The 20446-nt window shown below is 70.1% G+C and carries 17 protein-coding genes; 10 read left to right on the top strand and 7 right to left on the bottom strand.

Annotation, left to right across the window (positions count from 1 at the left end; translation table 11 throughout):
- Positions 1-1330: 1330 nt before the first annotated feature.
- The 4 genes from IE287_RS31400 (at position 1331) to IE287_RS31385 (ending at position 5882) form a co-directional block, all read left to right on the top strand.
- Entirely contained in the window at positions 1331-2089 is a 759-nt protein-coding gene (locus IE287_RS31400; protein WP_229883855.1) for a hypothetical protein, read from the top strand.
- Positions 2086-2559: a helix-turn-helix domain-containing protein gene (locus IE287_RS31395; protein WP_189852620.1), complete on the top strand. Its 474-nt coding sequence runs from the start codon at positions 2086-2088 to the stop codon at positions 2557-2559. The genes IE287_RS31400 and IE287_RS31395 overlap by 4 nt, the downstream gene beginning before the upstream one ends.
- Before the next feature lie 852 nt (positions 2560-3411).
- Positions 3412-4245, top strand: a complete 834-nt coding sequence (locus IE287_RS31390; RefSeq protein ID WP_189852619.1) for an NmrA family NAD(P)-binding protein — start codon at positions 3412-3414, stop codon at positions 4243-4245.
- A 1169-nt stretch (positions 4246-5414) separates the two neighbouring features.
- Positions 5415-5882, top strand: coding sequence for a hypothetical protein (locus IE287_RS31385; RefSeq protein ID WP_189852618.1), 468 nt, complete (start codon positions 5415-5417; stop codon positions 5880-5882).
- A gap of 73 nt (positions 5883-5955) precedes the next feature.
- Here the strand turns inward: IE287_RS31385 and IE287_RS31380 are convergent, their stop codons facing one another.
- The 3 genes from IE287_RS31380 to IE287_RS38845 all read right to left on the bottom strand — a co-directional run bounded on the left by IE287_RS31380 (position 5956) and on the right by IE287_RS38845 (position 9386).
- The gene (locus IE287_RS31380; protein ID WP_189852617.1) at positions 5956-7116 is read right to left on the bottom strand and encodes a ParB/RepB/Spo0J family partition protein; all 1161 of its coding nucleotides are present in this window, start codon (positions 7114-7116) and stop codon (positions 5956-5958) included.
- Entirely contained in the window at positions 7113-8354 is a 1242-nt protein-coding gene (locus IE287_RS31375) for a ParA family protein (RefSeq protein ID WP_189852616.1), read from the bottom strand. Before IE287_RS31375 ends, IE287_RS31380 begins: the two co-directional genes overlap by 4 nt.
- A 705-nt stretch (positions 8355-9059) precedes the next feature.
- Positions 9060-9386 (bottom strand): WhiB family transcriptional regulator, encoded by a 327-nt coding sequence (locus tag IE287_RS38845; protein WP_229883854.1) that lies wholly within the window; start codon positions 9384-9386, stop codon positions 9060-9062.
- A 500-nt stretch (positions 9387-9886) separates the two neighbouring features.
- On the opposite strand from IE287_RS38845, the gene IE287_RS31365 reads away from it, so the two are divergent.
- Positions 9887-10705 (top strand): DUF6008 family protein, encoded by an 819-nt coding sequence (locus tag IE287_RS31365; protein ID WP_229883858.1) that lies wholly within the window; start codon positions 9887-9889, stop codon positions 10703-10705.
- A gap of 82 nt (positions 10706-10787) precedes the next feature.
- Here IE287_RS31365 and IE287_RS31360 read toward each other — a convergent pair whose 3' ends face one another.
- From IE287_RS31360 to IE287_RS31350, 3 genes are all read right to left on the bottom strand, one after another.
- Positions 10788-11435: a MerR family transcriptional regulator gene (locus IE287_RS31360; RefSeq protein WP_189852615.1), complete on the bottom strand. Its 648-nt coding sequence runs from the start codon at positions 11433-11435 to the stop codon at positions 10788-10790.
- 23 nt (positions 11436-11458) lie between these two features.
- Positions 11459-12958 carry a helix-turn-helix domain-containing protein gene (locus IE287_RS31355; protein WP_189852614.1) on the bottom strand — a complete coding sequence of 500 codons (1500 nt, stop codon included), beginning with the start codon at positions 12956-12958 and terminating at the stop codon, positions 11459-11461.
- Positions 12959-13444: 486 nt separating this feature from the next.
- Positions 13445-14368 (bottom strand): ScbA/BarX family gamma-butyrolactone biosynthesis protein, encoded by a 924-nt coding sequence (locus tag IE287_RS31350; protein ID WP_229883853.1) that lies wholly within the window; start codon positions 14366-14368, stop codon positions 13445-13447.
- A gap of 144 nt (positions 14369-14512) precedes the next feature.
- Here IE287_RS31350 and IE287_RS31345 point away from each other — a divergent pair, with 144 nt between their 5' ends.
- Positions 14513-15142: a ScbR family autoregulator-binding transcription factor gene (locus IE287_RS31345; RefSeq protein ID WP_189852612.1), complete on the top strand. Its 630-nt coding sequence runs from the start codon at positions 14513-14515 to the stop codon at positions 15140-15142.
- 445 nt (positions 15143-15587) lie between these two features.
- On the opposite strand, the gene IE287_RS31340 is transcribed toward IE287_RS31345, so the two are convergent.
- On the bottom strand, positions 15588-16199 hold the full coding sequence (locus IE287_RS31340; protein WP_229883852.1) for a TetR family transcriptional regulator: 612 nt from the start codon (positions 16197-16199) through the stop codon (positions 15588-15590).
- A 299-nt stretch (positions 16200-16498) separates the two neighbouring features.
- Between IE287_RS31340 and IE287_RS31335 the strand changes: the two genes are divergently transcribed.
- The 4 genes from IE287_RS31335 (at position 16499) to IE287_RS31320 (ending at position 20403) form a co-directional block, all read left to right on the top strand.
- Positions 16499-17713, top strand: a complete 1215-nt coding sequence (locus IE287_RS31335) for an IS701 family transposase (RefSeq protein WP_189852611.1) — start codon at positions 16499-16501, stop codon at positions 17711-17713.
- A 73-nt stretch (positions 17714-17786) separates the two neighbouring features.
- Complete coding sequence (locus IE287_RS31330) at positions 17787-18230, top strand: winged helix-turn-helix transcriptional regulator (RefSeq protein ID WP_189852610.1); 444 nt, start codon at positions 17787-17789, stop codon at positions 18228-18230.
- 106 nt (positions 18231-18336) lie between these two features.
- A complete protein-coding gene (locus tag IE287_RS31325; protein ID WP_189852609.1) occupies positions 18337-19314 on the top strand; it encodes a DUF1702 family protein in 978 nt (325 codons plus the stop codon).
- Between the two features lie 102 nt (positions 19315-19416).
- A complete protein-coding gene (locus IE287_RS31320; protein ID WP_189852608.1) occupies positions 19417-20403 on the top strand; it encodes a DUF1702 family protein in 987 nt (328 codons plus the stop codon).
- Positions 20404-20446: the final 43 nt, after the last annotated feature.

Raw genomic sequence — 20446 nt, 5'->3', positions numbered from 1 at the left:
TGCGCAGGCTGGCCTGCTTCGCAGGCCTCGTGAACACGCCTGCTTCGCAGGCGTGGTGAACACACCCGCTGCGCGGGCGTGTCCCGCTGCGCGGGGATGTTCCGCTGCGCGGGGATGTTCCGCTGCGCGGGATGTTCCGCTCCATAGCCGTGTCCCGCTGCGCAGCCGTGTTCCCTTCGCTGCGCGAAGGCGGGGCTCCTTACGCTTCGCTTCAGGAGCCCTTGCGGCCTGCTCCGCAGGCTTGGTGATGCTCCGTTCGCTGCGCTCCCAAAGCACGAACTCGCTGCGCTCCCGAAGCACGAACTCGCTGCGCTCACCGAGAATGAAGGGCTGCTGCGCAGCCCTTCACGTGGCGCGATTCCGGGGTGCTGCGCAGCCCTTCACGTGGCGCGAGTCCGGGGTGCTGCGCAGCCCTTCACGTGGCGCGAGTCCGGGGTGCTGCGCAGCCCTTCATGTGGGGTGGGTCCGCTGCGCTCCCCCACCTTGATGGACCCTTTTGGCTTGGCCTCCGGACCTCCTCAGCCCGCTTCGGGGGTGGCTCGCTAGGGAGAGGTGCGGTTCCTTCTTTTAGGGCGTGGAAGTTGGGGGTGTGGGCTTGGATGGAGCGGGATGCTCGTTCACAGCTTTCACTGTAGTTAGCGCATCAAATTGATGCAGCATGTACCTTTGGCAGAAAGACAGGATATCCTCAGACTGACCGGGCAGAGCGCAGCTTTTGAGGATGCGTCAGTTCTGATAACGGGCCTATCATTTAGCCAGGGAAGTAGGGACTGGGGGCCTGGACCTTAGCCATAGAACGTTGCTCCGGAAATGGGAAAGTTGAAATTCCGGCGTGCGGAGGTAGTTGAGCCGCCTTGCCCGGGGCCAGGCGGCGGAACACACCACAGGTGTCGGTCCCCCTCCTCGTGCATGTGGCTTAGGGGCGGCAGCACCTGAAACCCAGAGCCCCTGGCGCCGCCCTCGCTCTGTCCGGGCCAATCAGCCCGCACGCGGTCCTGCCTCAGCCACGAAGGGTTCGGCCGGCGGCTGCGAGTCGACCTCAGCCACCTAATACTTACGCAGATCAAGAACCCGCTGGTCAGAGGCTTGTACATCCGGCGTTCTGTCACCTCAGGAGGTACATAACGCTTGCGATGTGTACCTCCTGAGTAGTCACATCGACGGTGAAATGTCAGCCAGGCTGACGTTTTCAGGCGCAAAACGTCAGCGGTGCTGACGTTTTGCTGCGGGTTCCGTCGAGAGGTCCGCACTCGCGAGCAGGGGTGAGATCTGTCCCCCCTGGGGGGACACAACACGCCGGTATGTCAGCCACGCCGACATATATGTCGGCGTGGCTGACATACTGCTGGCATACAAGATCAGCGAAGTGGAGAGCAGCCTCGTGACACCCGAGCCACAGCGCCGCCGTCCCGCACCGAAACGTGCGCCGCGCCGTACGGAGCTGCCCCTCGGTGAGGAGATCCAGGCGTGGTCCAGGCCGGTCCAGCCGGTTGAGGACCTCGACTCGGTCGCTCGCCGTTACCCGCGCCGGAAGCTCTCGCTCAGCAGCGAGCGCAAGCCGATGGAGTTCTACGACACCCCGGAGCGCCCCAAGGCGTTCTCCATGGACTCGCTGGAGTTCTTCTTCCTCATCGCGCAGTACTTTCGCGAGGCCCTGCCGCTGCGGCTGATCCTGTTGCTGATCGCCTGCCAGAAGGCCGGAGGACAGATCCGACTGACGCAGGAGGAGATGGCGACGGTCCTGGACGTGCCCCGCGCGAAGACCAATGAGGCGCTTCAGGAGGTCATGAGCCATGGCATCGTCTTCAAGGTGCGCCGTGGTGTCTACCAGTTCAACCCGCCCTACTCGTACCGTGTAGCCGAGTTCATCCCGGGCACGGAGCTGGTCGAAGCCGAGTACGTACAGGTCGATCAGGAAAAGACGATCGTGAGGATCCGCAGGGACGAGAGCCTGCCGGATCTGGTGAGGTTCCCCTCGCTGGAGCACATGCGCGAGGCGATCGAGGAACTGCGCAAGAAGCGGGCCGAGGAACGCGCTGCACGCCGACTGGCGCGTGCGCAGCGCAAGGAGGAGGGATCAGCCCAGTGAGTACCTTGAAGTGGTCGGCGACCAACGCCGACGGTCTTCTCGCCGACCTGGACCTGCCGCCCGCCGCCTACCGGGCGCTGCTGAAGCTCCGGGCGCGCAGCGAGGCGGGCGGCCGGATCGCCATGGACCAGGCCACCCTCGGCGAGCTGCTCGGCCTCAGTCGGCCCAGCGTGAACGCCGCACTGCGGGAGCTGGAGCTGGCCAAGCTCGTCAGGAAGGTCCGCAACGGCGTCTACCAGATCAACCCGATGCTGGCCGGCTACGACTCCCCAGAGGACGCCCTTGACGCCGTCAAGGCGATGCCCAAGGCGGACCGGCTGGACAGCAAGACCTACGTGACGGACTACCACCGGGCCGTCGCCGCCTACCAGGACCAGCTCGCCGAGCAGCGCAAGAAGCGCGCGGCCGTGGCCGCCGCCAAGAAGGCCGCGGCCGCCAAGAGGCGCGGTTCGCTGCACGCCGTCAGCTGACCCGTCAGCACCCTCACCACGGGCATCGGCGCTGCGCCCTCCACGGGGCAGCGCCGATCACGTTCCCGGTGCCGGCCCGGTCCAGCGGGCCGCGCGTGGACAGCTGGGGGCATCCCCTCGCTCGTCCAGAGTGATGGCGTCCTGGTCCGCCGGGCGGATGAACGTCCACTCCCCCGCCAGACGGGCCGCGAGCGGAGCCGCGGTCGGTCTGGTCCAGGACGTTGCGGGTCAGACCGCGAGGCAGGCGACCACGACGAGGGTCTTGAAGGCCGTGACCCAGTACGACAAGCGCACGCGCTCGATCTCGTCGGCGTACTCGCGCAACTGGGGACCGGCTCGCCGGCCTCGGGGTCGACGGAGACGACGGCCAGGGCGCGGTCCAGGGCGTGGTCATCCTCGGTCTCGTCTTCGTCGTCCGGATGTGCGGCGGCCGACGCCAGAGCGCTTCCGCGTCGGCCCGCCGAACTGAGCCCAAGCACGATAGCTGTCACCATCGACATCCGTTGACTGCGATTTCGACCAGACGAAGCAGGGCGGTTTTCACCGGGTCGGCACACCGCCTGTCACCAGCAGCGCACGAGGCAAGGTTGGTGTCACCGGTTCCTGCGTTCTGCCTGGGCTGCCCGGCAGCTCCGGAGAAAGCCTGCTGCGCCCTTTCGGCGGGGTGGGCGGATCTCGGCTCTTGACGGCCTCCGCAATCCTCGGGGCGCCCCGGGCCGATGTTCCGGCAAGCCGTGTCCAGCCCGTCGACCACCTCCGGGCCCGGGAGATAGGTCATGTACCGGCCTAGATGCCTCCTAGCGTTCGTTCTCGGCAGGAACGCCTGCGGAACTCAACAGGAAAGAGCCTCGAATGACGATTCTGGTGACCGGCGGAACGGGACGCCTGGGCCGTCACATCGTGGAGCGGTTGCTGCTCACGGGCCAAACGGTCCGCGCGCTGACCCGCGATGCGGGCGTCGCCCGGCTGCCGACGGGCGTCGAGGTGGTGGAAGGCGACCTGGAGCAGCCGTCGTCCCTGGCCGCGGCGCTGGACGGCGTCGGTGCCGTGCACCTGCTCGGCACCACGGGGGCGGACCACGCACCACTGCGGACCGGGGGCGAGATCCTGACGATGGCCGCCGAGGCGGGCGTGCGCCGGATCACGGTCCTGTCGCCCGGCGACGGGCAGGAGCTGGACGGGGCGGTGCGGGGCAGCGGTCTGGAATGGACCTTCCTCTGGCCGGTCGACCTGATGGCCAATGCCTTGGGGTGGGCCGAGACCATCCGCACCGAGGGGCGGGTCCGTGAACCATACGCCGACCGGCGAACCGCCTCAGTGCACGAGGTGGACGTCGCGGACGTCGTCAGCGCCATCCTGACCGATGGCGGACACGCAGGTCATCGCTACGTCTTGACCGGCCCTCAGGCTCTCAGCCCGGCCGACAAGACCGCCGCCCTCGCGGCGGCAACCGGACGCGAGATTCACTTCACGCACCTGACGGACGGGCAGGCGCGCGAGCTGTGGCGGGCTCAGGGATGGCCGGAGGAGGGCATCGACTTCATGCTGCGCATGTGGGCAACGGTGCCCACCACAGTGGCCGATGTGACGTCTTCGGTGGAGCGTGTCACCGGCCGCCCTCCCCGGAGTTTCGCGCAGTGGGCCACTGCTCACGCCGAGACATTCCAAAGCCGCGGCTCCGAGTAGGACACCGGACCGGGTGCCGAGCATTCGCCGGCACCAACGAAACCAAGTGACAACCCACGGTTCCACGGCTACAGGACACGCACCCACGGCCGAAGCACCCGCCCAGGCACCGGTGACAACAAGCCCGCCTGGGGGACAACTACCGTGCCTCGGCTCACGGACATGTTTTATTGCGGGTGAACAATTTCACTTGCAATAAAAAGAATTTCATTGACCGGACGTCTGTGAAAGGTGCTTTGGTGCGAGCACATGGGTTGCCCCGGTCGGTGAAATAGGACTCGGTGACGGCCTGCTCCACGCGTGGATGCAGCTCCTGCTCCGTCGCTCTGACCTCCTGGAGCTGAAGGTTCTGCCGTGCGTGGGGGAGATGTTCCGCTGTCGGAGTCGGAGGAGGTGAGGCCGAAGTGCGCGACGGTGTGCACCATCATGCCGCCCGAGGTGCTCGCCCGCTGCCGTTCCACGCTCTGAGCTGCGGATTCAACTCCGATGGGGTCTTCTCCGCCACGGCGGCCCTCAAGCGCTTCTGTGGGGTCGGCAGCGCCCCGGAACGCAGTGCGCCGCCGTGCGGCGCGAGACGCCCGGGCGCTCCGTCAGAGCCTTGGTCGACTTCTTTGTCCGCGTGAGGAGGAATTTCCCCTGAGCCTTTGCCGATTTCGCGGCGGGTAGGGTGGAAACCTACCGCGTGGACGGAGGCCGGGCCCGTGCAGCTCCGCCGATCGTCGGGGTCCGGCGCTCGGCCGTACGGTGGGGTGTGACGACGTCCCCCGCCCCGGAGCCGCTGCCGGTGCCCATCCGGGTGCCGCTGTCCGGAGACCAGGAGGTCGTCGCCCGTCGGACTGGGTAAGGGTGAAGACCGGCGGCCGCGGGTCCAGCTGTGCTCGCCGGCGGGCACCTCCAGCACCTGGCCGTCCTCGCCTTCAGCGCGGCCGCGACCTCGTCGGCCGTCAGGGCGTGGGCCTGTCGCAGCCGCTCGCGTCGAACGACTCGGACGTCCTTTTGGCGTCCTTCTGATCGGCGGGAGGCGAGTGGCCGAGGCAGGTCCGTCGAGAGGCCTGTATCGCGGGAGACGGAGGTGGTGTTCGACCTCCTGTCCCGCACGTCTGCCTGAACCGGCTCCGGCGGCCGGCGACTTCTGGGCGTGGTGGACCCGGCTGCGTCACCATGGATTCATGGAACCCATGGATGCGGCGCAGCCGATCGACTTCCAGCCCCTCTGTGACTGCGGAGCCCTGGGTGGCCATTCGTCCGGCCAGGACTGCGGCTGCCGCGCCGCCCTGGCCGCCGAGGTATCGGGGAGCCGCGCGGCGTGTCTCGAGGCCGTCGGAATCCTGCGTGCCCGCTACTCCGTGACCCTTCGAAGCCAGTGGCAGGACCCCCAGACCGCGGAGTGGGTGTTCCGCCTCGGTCTCTCCGCGGGCGAGCCGAGCAGGGCGGTAGGGCCTGTGCCGCCCCTGCTCTCACCGGACGCCTCGGTCCTGGCGGTCCTGGACGATCAGCCGGGCCAGGAGGTCCACAGGGAAATCGTCTTCATCCTGACCGGTCTGGAGGACGGCATCCTCTCCCACGTCCTGGACTTCCTGGTCGGCAACGGCACCATCGAGCGCGTCCGGCCCGACGTCTACCGCAAGAGCCGGTGACCCACTCCCCTGCCGGAGCAGACGCGCTCGATGCTCCCCGCGCACCCGTCGTAGGCCACGGGCGAGCCGTCCGCTACGACGGTGCGTCGGCTCGGTGGAGCATTTCGTTCGCCACATCACGCAGGATCATTCCGAGGTGCAGCACCTTGTCCTCGGGCAGCCCTCGCGAGAGGTCGGCGACCACGGCTTCGACGCTGCCGGCATGGTGCACGTACTCGTGGAGGAGCAAGGAACGTTCGGCGTCGGGCAGGGCGATGAGGCCGGCTCCGAGCAGGGCGCCGCGGGCCGGTCGCTCCGGGGCGGTGGGAGGCTGCGCCTCTTCCCGCAGAGGTGTGTCGGCCGAGGAAGCGCCGTTGGCCGCTCGGGGGTCGGGCACGCCGCCCGGGCCGAGCGCGGCCGAGGCGCCGCTCGTGATTACGCCGTAATCACCGTTGCCCCCCGTCGTCGGTCGGAGAGGTTCCGGAGCCGGTACCGAAGGGGCGGCGGCCTTCTTCGTGGTCCTGGCCGCGGCACGCGTGGCGCGCTCCTCCTCCTTCCTGCGCTTCAGCTCGTCCAGTTGCGCCTGCTGCTTCTCGGGAGCCTGGTTGCCCACGCGGCGGAGGAGGTCGACGGACTCGGTTCCTTCCTCCAGCTTCCGTCGGAGCTCGGGGGTCAGGTTCAGCAGGGCGAGCCGCTGGGCCACCCAGCCCTGGGAACGGTGGAGACGGGCGGCCAGGTCACGCTGAGTGCCGTGGATCTTGAGCAGCTTCTGCAGGGCCCTGGCCTCGTCCAGGTGGTCGAGGTCCTGCCGGTGGATGTTGGCGACGAGCGCGGACTCCAGGATGGAGTCGCTGTCGGCGCCGAGGCCGTCGTCGAGCATGACCCGGATGTCCTGGAGGCCCGCTTCGCGTGCGGCGGCAAGGCGGGAGTTGCCGTCGATGACGACGTATCGGGTTCCGGGTTCGAGGTCGTTCTCACGACCGGGGTTCGCTTCGAGGTAGGCGAAGCGGCTCATGATGCTGACCGCTGTCTTCTGCCCGTGGTCGCGGAGACTGCGGGACAGGTCGGTGAGGTCGCCGAGGTCGGAGCGGGGGTTGTCGGGGTTGAGGCTGATCTGCTCGAGGGGGAGTCTCGTCGGGTCGGCCGCTCCGTCGGTGGGCGCGGCGGTGGCGGCTTCGATGGCCTGTCGGCGGGCGCTGACCGGCCGAGCGTTCTGGAAGGACGAACCGGAGCCCAGTCGTGCTGCCTTGCTCATGAGATCTCCCGGGCGAGCGCGCGCATGCCGACCGCCTGGTCGCAGTTGGGGGCGTAGGCAAGCAGGGGTTCCTTGACCCGGACGGCTTCCTTCTGTTCCTTCAGGTCGCCGATGACGCCGACCACGCGGGGGTCCTTTATGTCGATCCAGCCCTGGAGCGAGGTCGTGGCGATGATGCCGCGGCGGCCGTCGTACTGGTTCACGACGATGCCGAGGTAGTCGAGTTCGAGGGCCATGTCGCGGCGGAGGTCCTCGATCTGACCGGTGAGGAGGTCGTACGCGTCGGCGGAGGAGTCCTCCGCCTGGACGACGACGAGGATGCCGGAGTTGCCGGGCTCCTCTTCGGGCCGGCGCCTGCCGTAGTAGGCGGCGGCGTCCATGCTGAGGCCGAGGCTCGGGGGGCAGTCGACGACGATGACGTCGTAATCGGCTTCGACGGGCTGAAGCGCGCGTTCCAGGGCGGCTTCCCGGGCGCGGACGCTGGAGAGCTTGACGTCGAGGAGGAAGGCATCGGTGCATGCGGGCAGGAGGTGGAGCCTGTCGCCGAAGCGGCCGTCCTCCGTCTCGACGGGAACGATCATGTCGGCCAGCGGGCCGACGGCCTCGCCGGCCATGTGCTTGCTGAGGCTGTCACGCTGAGGGTCGATCGGGATGGGAGCGTGCCCGAGCTGCTTGGTGAGGTGGGTCTGCGGGTCGAAGTCGACGAGGAGCACCTTCAGGCCCGGTCCCGGGAGCTCCTCGTAGTCGAGGGCGTCCCCCTCACCGTCGAGGAAGGCGGCGAAGTACTTGCTGATCCGCATGAGGTGGAGGCGGTCGGAGTCCTCGGCCATGGCCTCGCCGAGGCCGGCGGTGATGGACGTCTTGCCGACGCCTCCCTTCTGGTTGCAGACGACGATGCGGCGGGGGAAGCGGGGGCGCACCACGGCGGGCGCGGGGTTCTTCTCCAGCCAGAGGGTGACGGACTGGGAGAGGCCCTGGACGATCGAGACTCCGCGGGCGGCGCAGTCGGCGCGGAAGGCGTCCCACTGCCCGTCAGGCAGCCAGGTGGAGAAGGACCTGGCTCCTGCGGTGTCGACGGAGGGGAGGTTGGATCCCAGCCCTCGCCAGGCCGTGATGCCGGCTTCGACGGCGTGCTGGATGTCGATTCCGTGCTGGGCGCTTCGGACCTTCAGGTTCCGTTGCAGCTCGGCGGGGAGCTTGGAGACGACCTTCTCGCGGTCGCCGAGGGGTTGAGTCATGGCGATACCTTACTAACTTCCAAGATCGGTTCAAGCATCGCCGCGATAGAAAGGAGGCTCTTTCTCGTGCTCGCGTGATTACGCCGTAATCACGTCGCGTCCCGCTGCCCCGATCCGGCGGACGTCGCTCCGGCCCGTGCGGGGAGGACGAGGACCGGTGGGACGCTCGGCCCGAGGCGGTCGTGGGTCCGGACGCGTGGGTGAGCATCGTGCCCCGCCGCACGGCGATCGCAAGGCCCCGTCCCCCGTCGCCGTGGGGGTCACGCATCGCCTCCGCCCGCTGCCCGGACCGGGCTGTCAGGCCGCCGTGGCCGTGGGGGAGGCACTCGTCCGTGGGCATGCGTGCCGCGATTCCCCGGCTGACCGGGGGACGGTCTGACCGTCGGCTCGTGGATCCGGCCCGGGACCGAGGGCGATCGACGGGCCGTGTTGTCCTTCGCGTGCTCGGCACCGAGGCCCGTCGTGCCGGGAGTGCCGTGCACGAGCAGGGCCCGCCGAGGGGGCCCGGACCGCCGAAGCCGAGGAAGGGGACGCCCGGCCGCCGTCGTCGGTGCTCGCTTCGGCCGGACCGACGGCATCGTGATCGGCAGCACGTGGGCCCCGACCCGCACCCCACGGCTCGGGCGGAACGTCAGCGCGCGCGAACCGGTGCTGTTCCGCTTCGCCCATGGCCTCCGGGCAGCGCCCGGCGGCTGCCCCCGGGCCTCACCCTGCCGAACCGGGGCCTGCGGCAGGGCCGGCGAGAACGGGCGCCTGGGAGCGCTTGGTCCTCGACTGCTGCGCCGACTCCAGAAGGGGGCGCCAGGAGGTGACGGCGGGCTTGCGCTTCAGGAGCCTGCGGCGCTCCCGTTCGGTCGTGCCGCCCCAGATCCCGTACTCGATGCGATGGTCGAGGGCGTAGGCGAGGCACAGGGTGCGGACGGAGCAGTCGGTGCAGATGGTCTTGGCCTGATTCTGGGCCGTCCCCTGCACGAAGAGGTCCTCGGCGTCGGCCGTCCGGCAGACAGCGTTCTCGATCCAGTCCTCGCCCACCCGTGTCGGCCCTTTCCGCGGAGTGCCTGTGGCTGCCGAACGACCCGGACGAGCCGTTCGGCCTCGACCGTACGGGAACGACCGGCGGCACGGCAGGGCCGGATCGGGACTCGCTGCACCTTCAGGTGGTCCGCCCGACGGGGCGCGCCCGTCGAGGTGTTCAGGGTGCGGGGCGTATGCCCAGGTCCCGCGTGGTCCCGGAGGGAGGCCGGCTCCTGCAGCGGGAGGCGAGCACGCGGGGACGATCGCCCCGGCCGGCACGGAACCGGCCCGGACCCTGTCAGGTACGGCGTCGTGGTCGCGAGGCGGGGCCGTGACACCCGTCGGCGGGGCGGGCGGGGAGGGCGTCCGCGGGGGCTTCGGGACCTCCTCCCCGTCATGCCCGGAAAGGTCAGCACTCTGGAAGTGGCTCCCCGGAAACCCGCATCCGTAGCGTGACGGAACCGTCATGTACGACACGTCTGACTGAGACCCGGACAAGGAGCCCATCCATGGTGCCCATGGACCACCCGCACGGAGGGCCCGCAGGCCCTGCAGGCCACGAGATGGGAGGCGCGGTCTCCACCCTGGACACCTGGGCCGCCGTCCTCTTCATCGGATGGGCCGTTGTCATGTGGGCTGCCGTGGTCGTGGTGGCGTACGCCAACCGGGGTCCGGTACGGCCCTGGCTGTTCAGGACCTCGGTCGCCGTCATCGGTCTCGGCGTCGTCGGGCAGATCGGGCACTTCCAGGAGCACGTCGTCCAGGCGGGCTACTGGGTGGCCAACCCGTACTCCGCCGCCTGGATGACCCCGTGGGCGAACAGCATCGCGCGGGGCATGGGGCAGGTCGACCCGACCAAGCCCGCTCTCGGCATGGAGATCCTCCACCTCACCGGCAACTTCATCTTCCTCGCCGGACTCGTCGGCATCGTCCAGATCACCCGCCGTGCCACCGGTGCCCTCAAGGCCCGCAAGTGGGCCAAGATGGGCGTCTGGATGCAGGGCATCCACGGCATCGAGCACATCGTGCTGACCCTGTCGGTCGCGCTCGGCGCCAGCCGCGCCATCGGCCTGTCGACCTGGTTCGGCGCCATCGACCCGGGCCCGGCCCTCGTCACGTACCGCGTGTGGTGGCACTTCGTCGCCAACCTCATCGGCACCGCGATCCTCGCCGCCGCACTCTTCCACCTGTGGAAGGAGAAGAAGGCGGTCAAGGACGGCTACCTGCCCGAGCCCGCCGCCGGGGACCGCCCCCTCCTTCAGGCCTCCGACTCTGCGGAGCACTCCGTTCGGGGTGCGGAGCCCGTACGGGAGCGGGAGCTGGTGAGCCGCTCGTAGCGCACCGACCCGAACGTGGGGGAGGGGCCACACCCGGTGTGGTCCCTCCCCCTTTTCGCGTCCCGGCGGCCGGTGCGGTGTGTCATCCCCCCGCACCGGCCGTCCCTGTCGTACGGGCCAGCCGGCGCAGTGCCGACAGCAGCTGGTCGCCCAGGACAGCCGCGACGACCAGGCGCTCCGCCGGGCCCGTACCGCCGGTGGGGGAGCGCAGCAGCTCCGCGTCGGCCGCCGCCGCGCGTTCCGCGGCGTCGGCGTACGCGTCGATCCGGTCGGCGAAGTGGTGCTGGTCCAGATCCCCCAGGGTGTCCAGGATCTCGACCACCCGGGCGACCTCGGGGCCGTCGGCCGGCGCGTGCCAGCCGCGACGCTCGGCGAGGGCGCCGACCAGGGCCAGGGTGCGGGGGTCCGCCGCGAGGATCGCGAGCGGTCCCTCCTGAGGGGCGGCGGCCGCCAGCACCTCCAGCGCGTCCGTCCGGGCGGTCGGCCTGCCGGAGGGTGGGGGGTCGGCCTCGCCGTCCAGCACGGTCACGATGGCCCGGACCTTCGCCACGGACAGGCCACCGAGCTCGACCAGAGCCCTGATCAGGCGCAGCCGGTGCACATGGCCCTCGGTGTAGCGGGCCTGGTTGCTGCTGGTGAGGCGGCCCGCGGGAAGCAGGCCCTCGCGGATGTAGTACTTGATGGTGGGCGTGGACACGCCACAGGTGCGGGCGAGTTCCGCGATGCGCATGCCCGTTTCGGGCGGTGCGGGGCTCATGGTGTGCCCGCCGGGACGGACCGGGCGAGGGCCGGGGACAGCGGGGTTCTCTCCTGGGTCCGACAGCGCCGGCACAGGCCGCGCGGTGCCGGGCGTCCGCAGGTTCCCCCGAGGCCCGGGCAGCGGATGCCGAGCGGCGCGGCAGGAGCGGGTACCGGGACGAGTGCGGGGCGGGGCCGGCATTCCGCGCACAGTCCCGAGTTGCCCCGGTGGTGGGGCCGTTCGCACTCCGGGCAGCACTCCACGATGCGCAGCCCGACCTCGGCGGACGACCCGGTGGGGGAGGGCGGTGCGACGGGTGGCGGGGTGCACCGGCGGCGTGCCGCGCGCTCGGCGACCACCTCACGGCAGGACGGGCATTCGACGCCCGTGGACCAGAGCACACCCGCCTCGCAGTCCGGGTTCGCGCAGCCCCAGCGGGGCAGTGCGACGCCGAGCAGCCAGCGGCCGGGGTCCCTGATGTCCGCGACGAGGGTCCGGGCGAGGCGGTGGGTGAGCCGGGCCCGGAGCCGGGGGACTTCGGTCCCCTGGTCGAGCTGTCGGGAGACCTCCTGGCCGATGCGCCGCTGCACGTAGGTGCCGATCCCGGTGAGCAGGAAGCGGACGGGCTCCAGGACGGCGTGCAGCCGGGGGCTGAACGTCAGCTGCGGGCCCCGGTAGGGGGGCGGGCCGGCGCCGTCGCGGTCGGGGGAGGGGCGGGGGGTCTCGTCGTCCGCGCGCAGCGCGTGATCAGGTGAGGCAGCGACGGGGCGAGGCGGTCCGGCGGGCTCGTGCGCACGCGCCTCCACCAGGGGTTCGCCTACGGCGGGTGACCAGGGCGTCGGCTCGTTCTCCTGTCGGTCAATCCTCAGGTCTTCCTTATACGCGAGGGATCGGTCGTCAGGATCGGAACCGGACAGGTCATCAGGAGCGGAGGACGGCGAGGTCTCCTCGACGAGGATGCCGAAGAGGTGGCGTCCCCGTGATCCGGCCCGCCGGTCGACGGTGATCCAGCGGGATTCGGCCAGTTCGTCGATGATGCGCCCGGCCGCCTCCGTGGTGATCGGCCGACCCGCCCTGAGGCCGGAATGGTGCCTCAGGTGGCCGGCGAGCTCGTGTTCGGTCAGGGGCACGTTCTGCACGACGGCGAACGCGATGACGGCGTAGGCGCGCAGCAGACGGGGCCGCAGCCGCTCGGAGGCGACGACGGGCAGCCAGATGAACCGCTCGTTGGGCCACATGTCGCGGACCTTGCGGCGCGCGGTGGTGCCGGTGCCGCCGCGGAGGGTCCGGCGGCGGCTCTCGGGCAGTTCGACGACGCCGTCGGGCGCCGCGGAGCGCAGCTCGGCGAGGCCGCGCTGCACGGTCGAGACGGAGAGGCCGAGGTACGAGGCGAGGGTGGCGAGGCCCGCCGTGCAGGCCTCCTTGCGCGCGCCGAGCGCCTTGATCTTCATGTAGACGGTCAGGGCGGCGTCGGAGTAGTACGCGGACTCGACGAGCCGCATCGGCACTTTCACGCGTCCGCGGTGGAGGAGATCGGGGATGGCAAGAGTGGTTCCCGGCTGAACTTGGCTGGAATCAGCAGGGGAGATATGGCCATCAAAGCCGTGTTGGACCTCAGAAAGCCCCGTGAAGGGCTGGAGAATCGCAGCGTTTTGCTTCATCATGAGGGGGACTCCTCGTCATGGTGTGAGGGGGTCTCCTCGTCGGGCGATGAGGAGAGCGATTCTTCGCACGGTCCTGGGAGCTGGTCTCCCGGCTCGTGGGGGACTCGTCGAAGAAGGCCGCTGTGCTGCGGCTTGTTGGTTCCTGGCAGAACCTGTTTGTGGACGTTTCTGGGGTGGCACCCAGAACGGGGCTTCGCCCGTCGAGTTGGCGCTCGGCGGGCGGTGTTGCGACAACTCCCGGTCCTCAGTGGTGGCTCACTGAGGGAGCGTTCTCGCTCATGTCTCCTGCTGTTCCTCTTCCCTCGTCCTCCCTTCCCCCAGGGATGCCCCGCGCGCTCAGAGCGCGCTGACGTCCATGACCTCGACCGTCGAGTTGAAGGCGAACGCGCCGCCCTGAAGGGCGTTGACGCGGATAGAACGACGACCCGAAGAAGCCTCGGAGCCGTCGACCGGCTCCGCCTCGATCCAGCACGGCTCGTCGAACTCGACGTAGTGGTTGAACGAGATGTCCATCGAGGTGGGTATCGCGGCTCTCCCCACCGGCTGGGTCGCGTGGGCCGCCTGGCGGACCGCCTCCAGGAGGACCATGCCGGGCACGTGATCCACGGCGTGGTCGAAGAGGACCGGGTGGCTGGTGTCGGCCCGGAGCTGCCAGCGGCGGCGTTCCTCGGTGGGCGACAGGACGATGTCCTGCTGGCGAAGCCGGCCCACACTGCTGCGCGAGACGGGCTCCGGCGGCTGGGGGGCTGCTGCGAAGACCTCCGGTATGTCGCTGCGTCCGGCGCGCATCCGCTGGTAGACGGCCGGGGAGTGACAGCCGAACCGGGTGCTGACCATGGCGACCAGGGAGTCGTCGCGGACGACCTCCAGGTGCATGGTCATCATGGCCGGGAGCTGCTTGTGGTAGCGGATGTCCGACACCACCGCGTGGATCTGCAGGTCGGCCGGAGTGCGCCCGATGTACAGGGACTGCGGGTTGATCGCGAACTGCAGCCGGGACCAGCTGAGTTGGTGGCCGAAGGGGACGTGGTACGCGACGTGCGTCAGCAGCGGGAACGTCTGCCGCACCGTCTCGCACAGCAGGAGCGGGTCGTGCATGCCGTGCTCGGGCACGTAGAAGCTGTGGCTGCGGGGCCACTGGGCACTGACCGTGAAGGTGTCCTGGCCAACCTTGTTCCATCCCGTCAGGAACACCTCCGACAGAGCTGCGCGGTGCACGTACTCCTTGGCGACCGTCGTGGTCAGCGCTGAGCGTGGCACGGCAGGACGTTCCGATGTGATGAGCATGCCTCTCCCCTGGGGCGTGCGTATGTGAAGGGCTCCGGGTCGGGCTTTCGGTTGCTGGAGCCGACTTGTAAAATAAGGGCGTTCGTTTTTTTTGTCGAGAGAGGCAGGTCGAGTCCGATGGACGAGCCGAAGCAGGACCGGGCCGTCAAGACGCGGGAGGCGATCCTGCGCGCCGCCGCTGAGGTCTTCGACACCTATGGGTACAGCGGCGCCAGCATCAGCAAGATCATGGAGCGCGCCCAGGTGACCCAGGGGGGGATGTACTTCCACTTCAAGTCGAAACTGGGCCTGGCGCAGGCCGTGCTGGCGCACCAGCAGGATTTCGTGCACTTCCCGCCGACCGGTCATGACGGGCTGCAGCTCCTCATCGATCTCAACTTCTTCCTCGCCCGCGAGCTGCAGACCAACGTAGTCTTCCGGGCCAGCGTCCGGCTCGCCGTCGAGCAGGGCGACTTCGGGATGCGGGACGACACGGCCTACCAGGAGTGGGTCGAGCAGTTCCACGGACTGCTGTGCGCGGCGCGCGAGCGGGGGGAGCTGCTGCCGGGCGTCGACGAGCGGGAGTTCGCGAACGTGCTGGTCGGCGCCTACAGCGGTATCCAGGTGTTCTCGAACGTCGCCTCCGGGCGGGCCGACCTCCCCTCGCGGCTCGCCTCGATGTGGCGTTACCTGCTGCCGGCGATCGCCACTCCGCAGGCCATCGCCGAGCTCCGGTTTCCCCGGGACGTACAGAAGTTCGCAGCATGAGAACCGACCGCGCGGTGTTAACGAGGGCCGTCGGACGCATCGGGCCGGCCGTTTCGCGGGAGCCGTACCGCCTGCGCGAGGAGAGCGGTGACGCCTTCGCCGCCCGGGCGGTGGGACGGCGTCCGTCCTCCGCCCCGACCGGCGTCGGCCCACTCGCCGGCGCCGGACCTTCCGGCGCCGACGAGTGGGCCGACGCCGGTCTCGCGGATCCGGGCACGCACGCGGGAGGCTGCGACGGGGCGCGCGTGCCGCGGCCCGGCCGCGTGCTCGGGACGGACGGACGGTGGGCCGTTCCCGCACTCGCCGCACGCCTCCGCGCCGTGCGGGCCCCGTGGGGCGGGGGAGGGGGAGGACGTCCCTCGCCGGCACGGCGGTACCGGAACCTGCTCAAGGGCCGGGCAGCCCGATGACGACGGCTGCCCGGCCCTTACGGCGTCCGACTCCGCTACGCGGGGTTCTCCGGGGAGCCCGTCTGCCGCGGGACGGCCGGCCCCTCGGCGGAGACGCCCGCGAGCGCCAGTCGCCACACCCGCTTCAGCTGGGCGACCGCGCTCTCGAACGCCGGGTCGGAACCCATCCGGCTGCGCAGGTACGCCTCGGCGCCACTGGTCAGGTGCTCCACCAGCGTCGTGACGTCCGCGGGCAGCGCGTCCGTGTGGAGCTGACCGCTTTCGTACGCCCGGTCCAGCAGGCTGCGGACCGTGGGCAGCCAGGCGTCCGACCAGGACACCGTGGCCGGCCGCTCCCGGCTCAGCCGGATCGCGGAGCGCACCGCGGGCTCCTGTTCCATCAGCCGGGTCAGTTCCAGCGTCAGGTCGATCACCATGCGCAGCGGCGTCATCGGCTCGGCCGCCAGGCGTTCGAGCGCCGCCACGGTCACCGACCTGCCCTCCTCCTGCACGGCGTCGGCCAGATGGACCTTCGTCGGAAAGTGGAAGGTCACGGCGCCTATCGACAGGCCGGCGGCCTTGCTGATCGCCGACAGCGAGGTGCCGTCGTACCCGTAGCGGTCAAATTCCGTCGCCGCCGCCTTCATCAGGGCCTGCCGCGTACGCACGGCCCTCTCCTGTTTCACCACACCATCTCCCGAAGAGGGCTGTCTCGTGGGGGACTCATGACCACCTTCCTGTCCAAGGCTTGCCTCTTTCCCTCCTGGCGGACAAGGCCGAGTTGCCCAAGCTGTCTTGGATTTCCGCAGGTCACGGCGGTGCGGCCGATCGATCCACGAGGCCGTCGGGGAACCGACTTGCCGAAGTGCATGCGGCAACTCTCCTGAGTCACAAAAAAAAGAGGGCGTTCGCTATTATTTTAGCGTGGTCGGCAGCCGCAGGCCGAGAGCAGGGGAGGGAACGAGCCATGACCGCGTACGCCCTGACGATGCATCGCACGTCGGTGCCGGTGTTCGCCGAGAGAATCTTCGAGTGCCTGCCGAGGGCCGACCAGCGCCGCTGGGCCCAGACCTACATGCAGGGGTTGCTCACCACACCGGGCAAGAAGTCGGTGCGCAACCTCGCCGCGGCGGTCTCGGCCTCTCCGGCCGCCTCCCAGTCGCTGCACCAGTTCGTCAACGCCAGCCCCTGGGACTGGATGCCGGTCCGCGCGGAGCTCACCCGCTGGGCCGAGCAGCAGATGGCCCCGCGGGCCTGGGTGATCAGCCAGGCCGTGCTGCGCAAGCGCGGCGAGCACTCCTGCGGTGTGCACCGCAGGTTCCTCGCCTCCACCGGCCGGTCGGTCACCTGCCAGGTCGGCGTCGGGATGTTCCTCTCCTCCTACGACCGTGCGCAGCCCGTCGACTGGCGTCTGCTGCTGCCCGGCTCCTGGGCGAAGGACCCCGAGCGGCGCGAGCGCACCCGGATTCCCGCCGAGGTCGGACCGCGCACCGTCGAGCAGCACGCCCTCGACCTCGTCGACACCCTCTGGGACGTCAGCAGGACCGCCCCGCTGCCGGTCGTCGCCGACCTGGAAGCCCTCGGCGGCACCAGCGCGACCGCCCTGGTGCACGGACTGGCCCTGCGGGGCCGTGACTTCGTCGTCGCCGTCCCCGACACGCTCCAGGTCGCCGTCGGCCGCCACCTGCGGGTGCAGCGTCCGCAGCAGAGGGACGAGAGCCAGGCCCCGGTGCTCGCGGCGCGCAGCCTGTTCGAGTTCGAAGCCGGCAGCCTGACCCGGATGGAGAAGGTCATCCCCTGGGGCGGGCGCGGCCGGCACCTGACCGTCATGTCCAGCTTCGTGCGGCTGCCTCAGACCGGTCCGGGCGGGGAGCGGATCCACCGCACCTACCGGCTGTTCGCGGTCCGGCCGGACAACGGCCGCCGTCCGGTCCAGCTGTGGCTGACCAGCCTCACCCACACCCGCATGGAGTCGGTGCTCGCGCTGACCAGGACCCTCGCGCACGCGGAGGAGTCGGTGCGGGAGATGAGCGAGGACTTCGGACTGCTCGACTTCGAGGGCCGCTCCTTCCCGGGCTGGCACCACCACATGACCCTGGTCTCCGCCACGTACGGCTACAGCAGTCTCCAGCGCGCGCACCAGCCGACCGGCGGCGGCGAGCGGATGAGGGTGGCGGCCTGACCCGAGGAGAACCCGGAACGACTTCGCCAACTCGGGTTCCTTCACGCAACCCGCCCCGCCCTAGAGTGAGCGCATGCTGAAGCACACGTACGAGGGACAGGACTGCAACCTCGCCCGTTCACTGGAGGTGATCGGCGAGCGCTGGACCCTGCTGATCATCCGCTCCGCGTTGCTCGGCACCTCCCGCTTCGACGGGTTCCTCGCCCACCTCGACATCGCGCGCAACGTGCTCTCCAGCCGGCTGGCCCGCCTGGTGGAGCAAGAGATCATGGAGCGGGTGCCCTACCAGGACAAGCCGGTGCGCTACGAGTACCGGCTCACCCCGGTCGGTCGCGATCTGACCCGGGCCGTGATCGCCCTCATGCAGTGGGGCGACCGCAACCTGCCGCAGGAACTGGGCCCGCCGCGGCGCGCCGACCACATCGGCTGCGACGGCGTCGTCCACGTCGAACTGCACTGCGGCTCCTGCGGGCGCGCCGTGCACGACGAGGAAGTGGACGTGCGCCGCATCCGCTGAACACCGGGGCGGCAGAGCAACGGGGAAGATGCCGCCGGACGTCCGGCCCGCCCACGATGACAGCCCCGCCGCCCTGACCGAAAGCGGCGCGTACGAGGAGGCGTCCGTGCCCGCACTGGGAGCGCTGCGCAGGCTGTTGATGGCCCCGTCCCTGGACGACGTGAGCTTCGCCGGGCGCGGCTTCACGGTCGAACCGACCCCGCTCACCAAGCAGCTGGAGGCCGTGCCGCAGGCCGTGGTGACCGGCTTCGAGTGGGGCATCGAGGACAAGGACCTGGCCACCACCGAGCGCCGGCTCGCGCTCGTCGACCCGCTCAACCGGGGCTTCGCCTACGAGGGCGCCACCATGGCCTGCGCCATCCGCGACACCATGGGGCCCGGCGGTCACCGCGCCGCCGACCTGCTGCGCGGCGGCGGCCGGCCGCACATCTTCCTGAACTACATCGGCATCGGCTTCGCCATGGCCAAGCTGCCCAGGCCGCTGTGGAAGAAGCTCGTCCCCACCCTGACCGAGCCCGCGCTCTACCCGGCGATGAGCTGGTTGTGCGTCGACGGCTACGGCTTCGACCGGGCCTACTTCGACACCGGCACCTGGGTCGGCGGACAGCGCCAGGACGCCCCCTACGACTGGGACGGCGACGCCTCCTACTGGCAGCGCGCCTTCGACCAGGGCGTCGGCCGCGCGCTGTGGTTCATCCACGGCGGACACGTCGGCAACGTCTCCGCCGCGGTGCGGGCGTTCGCCGGGGACCGCAGGGCCGACTTGTGGAGCGGGGTGGGCCTCGCCGCCACCTTCGCGGGCGGCAGCACGCCCCCGGACCTCGCCGCGCTGCGCGCGGAGGCCGGCGAGCACGCCGACCACCTGGCACAGGGCTCGGTGTTCGCCGCCAAGGCCCGCCACCACGCCGGGTTCGTCCCCGAGCACAGCGAGGCGGCCGTCGCGGCGTTCACCGGGCGCACCGTCGAGGCGGTCGCCCGGCTCGCCGACGACTGCGCGGCCACCGATGCCGAGCAGGGCACGGGCCCCGCCTACGAGGTCTGGCGGCGGAATGTCCGGACGCAACTCGGCGCCCTCGTTGTTTGAGCACATCTGAAGTAGACGCCCCTCCGGGCCCGCTGGCTAGATTCGATTCGCTGGGGGAAATCCAGGGATTCGAGTGGGATTCGAGAGGGGCGGTCTACTGCCGTGTCCAGTGTGTTTGGTGCATTCCGACGCCGGTTGCTCACGCCACCTGTTTCCGAGACGACCATGGAAGTCCGTGGCTTTCATGTGAAGAACGCGGAGGCAAAGGCCAGGCTGGAGTACATCGGTGAGGTCTTTCTCCAGGGCTACGCGTACGCGGTGGAGGCCGGTTCGCCCGCCGAGGCGGAGGAACTGCTGGAGACCGTCCCGCGGGACATGCGCGGCTTCGCCTACGAGGGCGCAGGCATGGGCGCGGTGGTCCACGACGCGCTGCCCGGCCACGGTGGCCGGCTCACCGGTCTGCTGGCCGGCGAGGGACGCCACCACGACTACATGATCTACGTCGGCGTCGGCTGGGCGATGGCCCGGCTGCCGAAGCCGCTGTGGCCCGACATCCGCTCCACCGACCCGCTGCTGCGCTGGCTCGCGCTCGACGGATACGGATTCCACCAGGCGTACTTCAAGACCGCCTCGTACGTGCGGACCCCGGAGATCCAGCACCCCTTCCGCTGGAACGGCGGGCACAACCACTACACGCCGAACGCCGTCGACCAGGGAATCGGCCGGGCGCTGTGGTTCGTCGGCGGCACCGACCCCGACGTCGTCACCGAGCTCATCCGGTCCTACGACGAGCGCCGCCACAGCGACCTGTACGCGGGCGCCGGACTCGCCTGCTCCTACGCGGGCGGCGTCACCGAGGACGAGCTCGCCCGCTTCGTGGAGGGCGCCGGCGAGCACCGCTGGGCGCTCGCCCAGGGAGCGGCCTTCGCCACCGAGGCCCGCGTCAAGGCGGGCACGATCATCGACCACACCCACCTCGCGGCCCGTGTCGTGTGCGGCACGACCGCCGAACGGGCCTCGCAGGTGTGCCGGGAAACCCGGCCCGCCGCGACCGTCGGGGGCGCTTCCCCGGCCTACGAGAAATGGCGGCGCGACATCGCCGCGGAACTCGCTTCTGACTCGCTCATCTCGAAAGGTGCCGACCAGTGACGGTCACAAAGAACTGGATCCGCAGGAATTCACCGGGGATCGT

Source organism: Streptomyces omiyaensis (assembly GCF_014650895.1).
Classification (GTDB): Bacteria; Actinomycetota; Actinomycetes; order Streptomycetales; family Streptomycetaceae; genus Streptomyces; species Streptomyces omiyaensis.
This window is presented reverse-complemented; position numbering and strand designations above follow the sequence as displayed.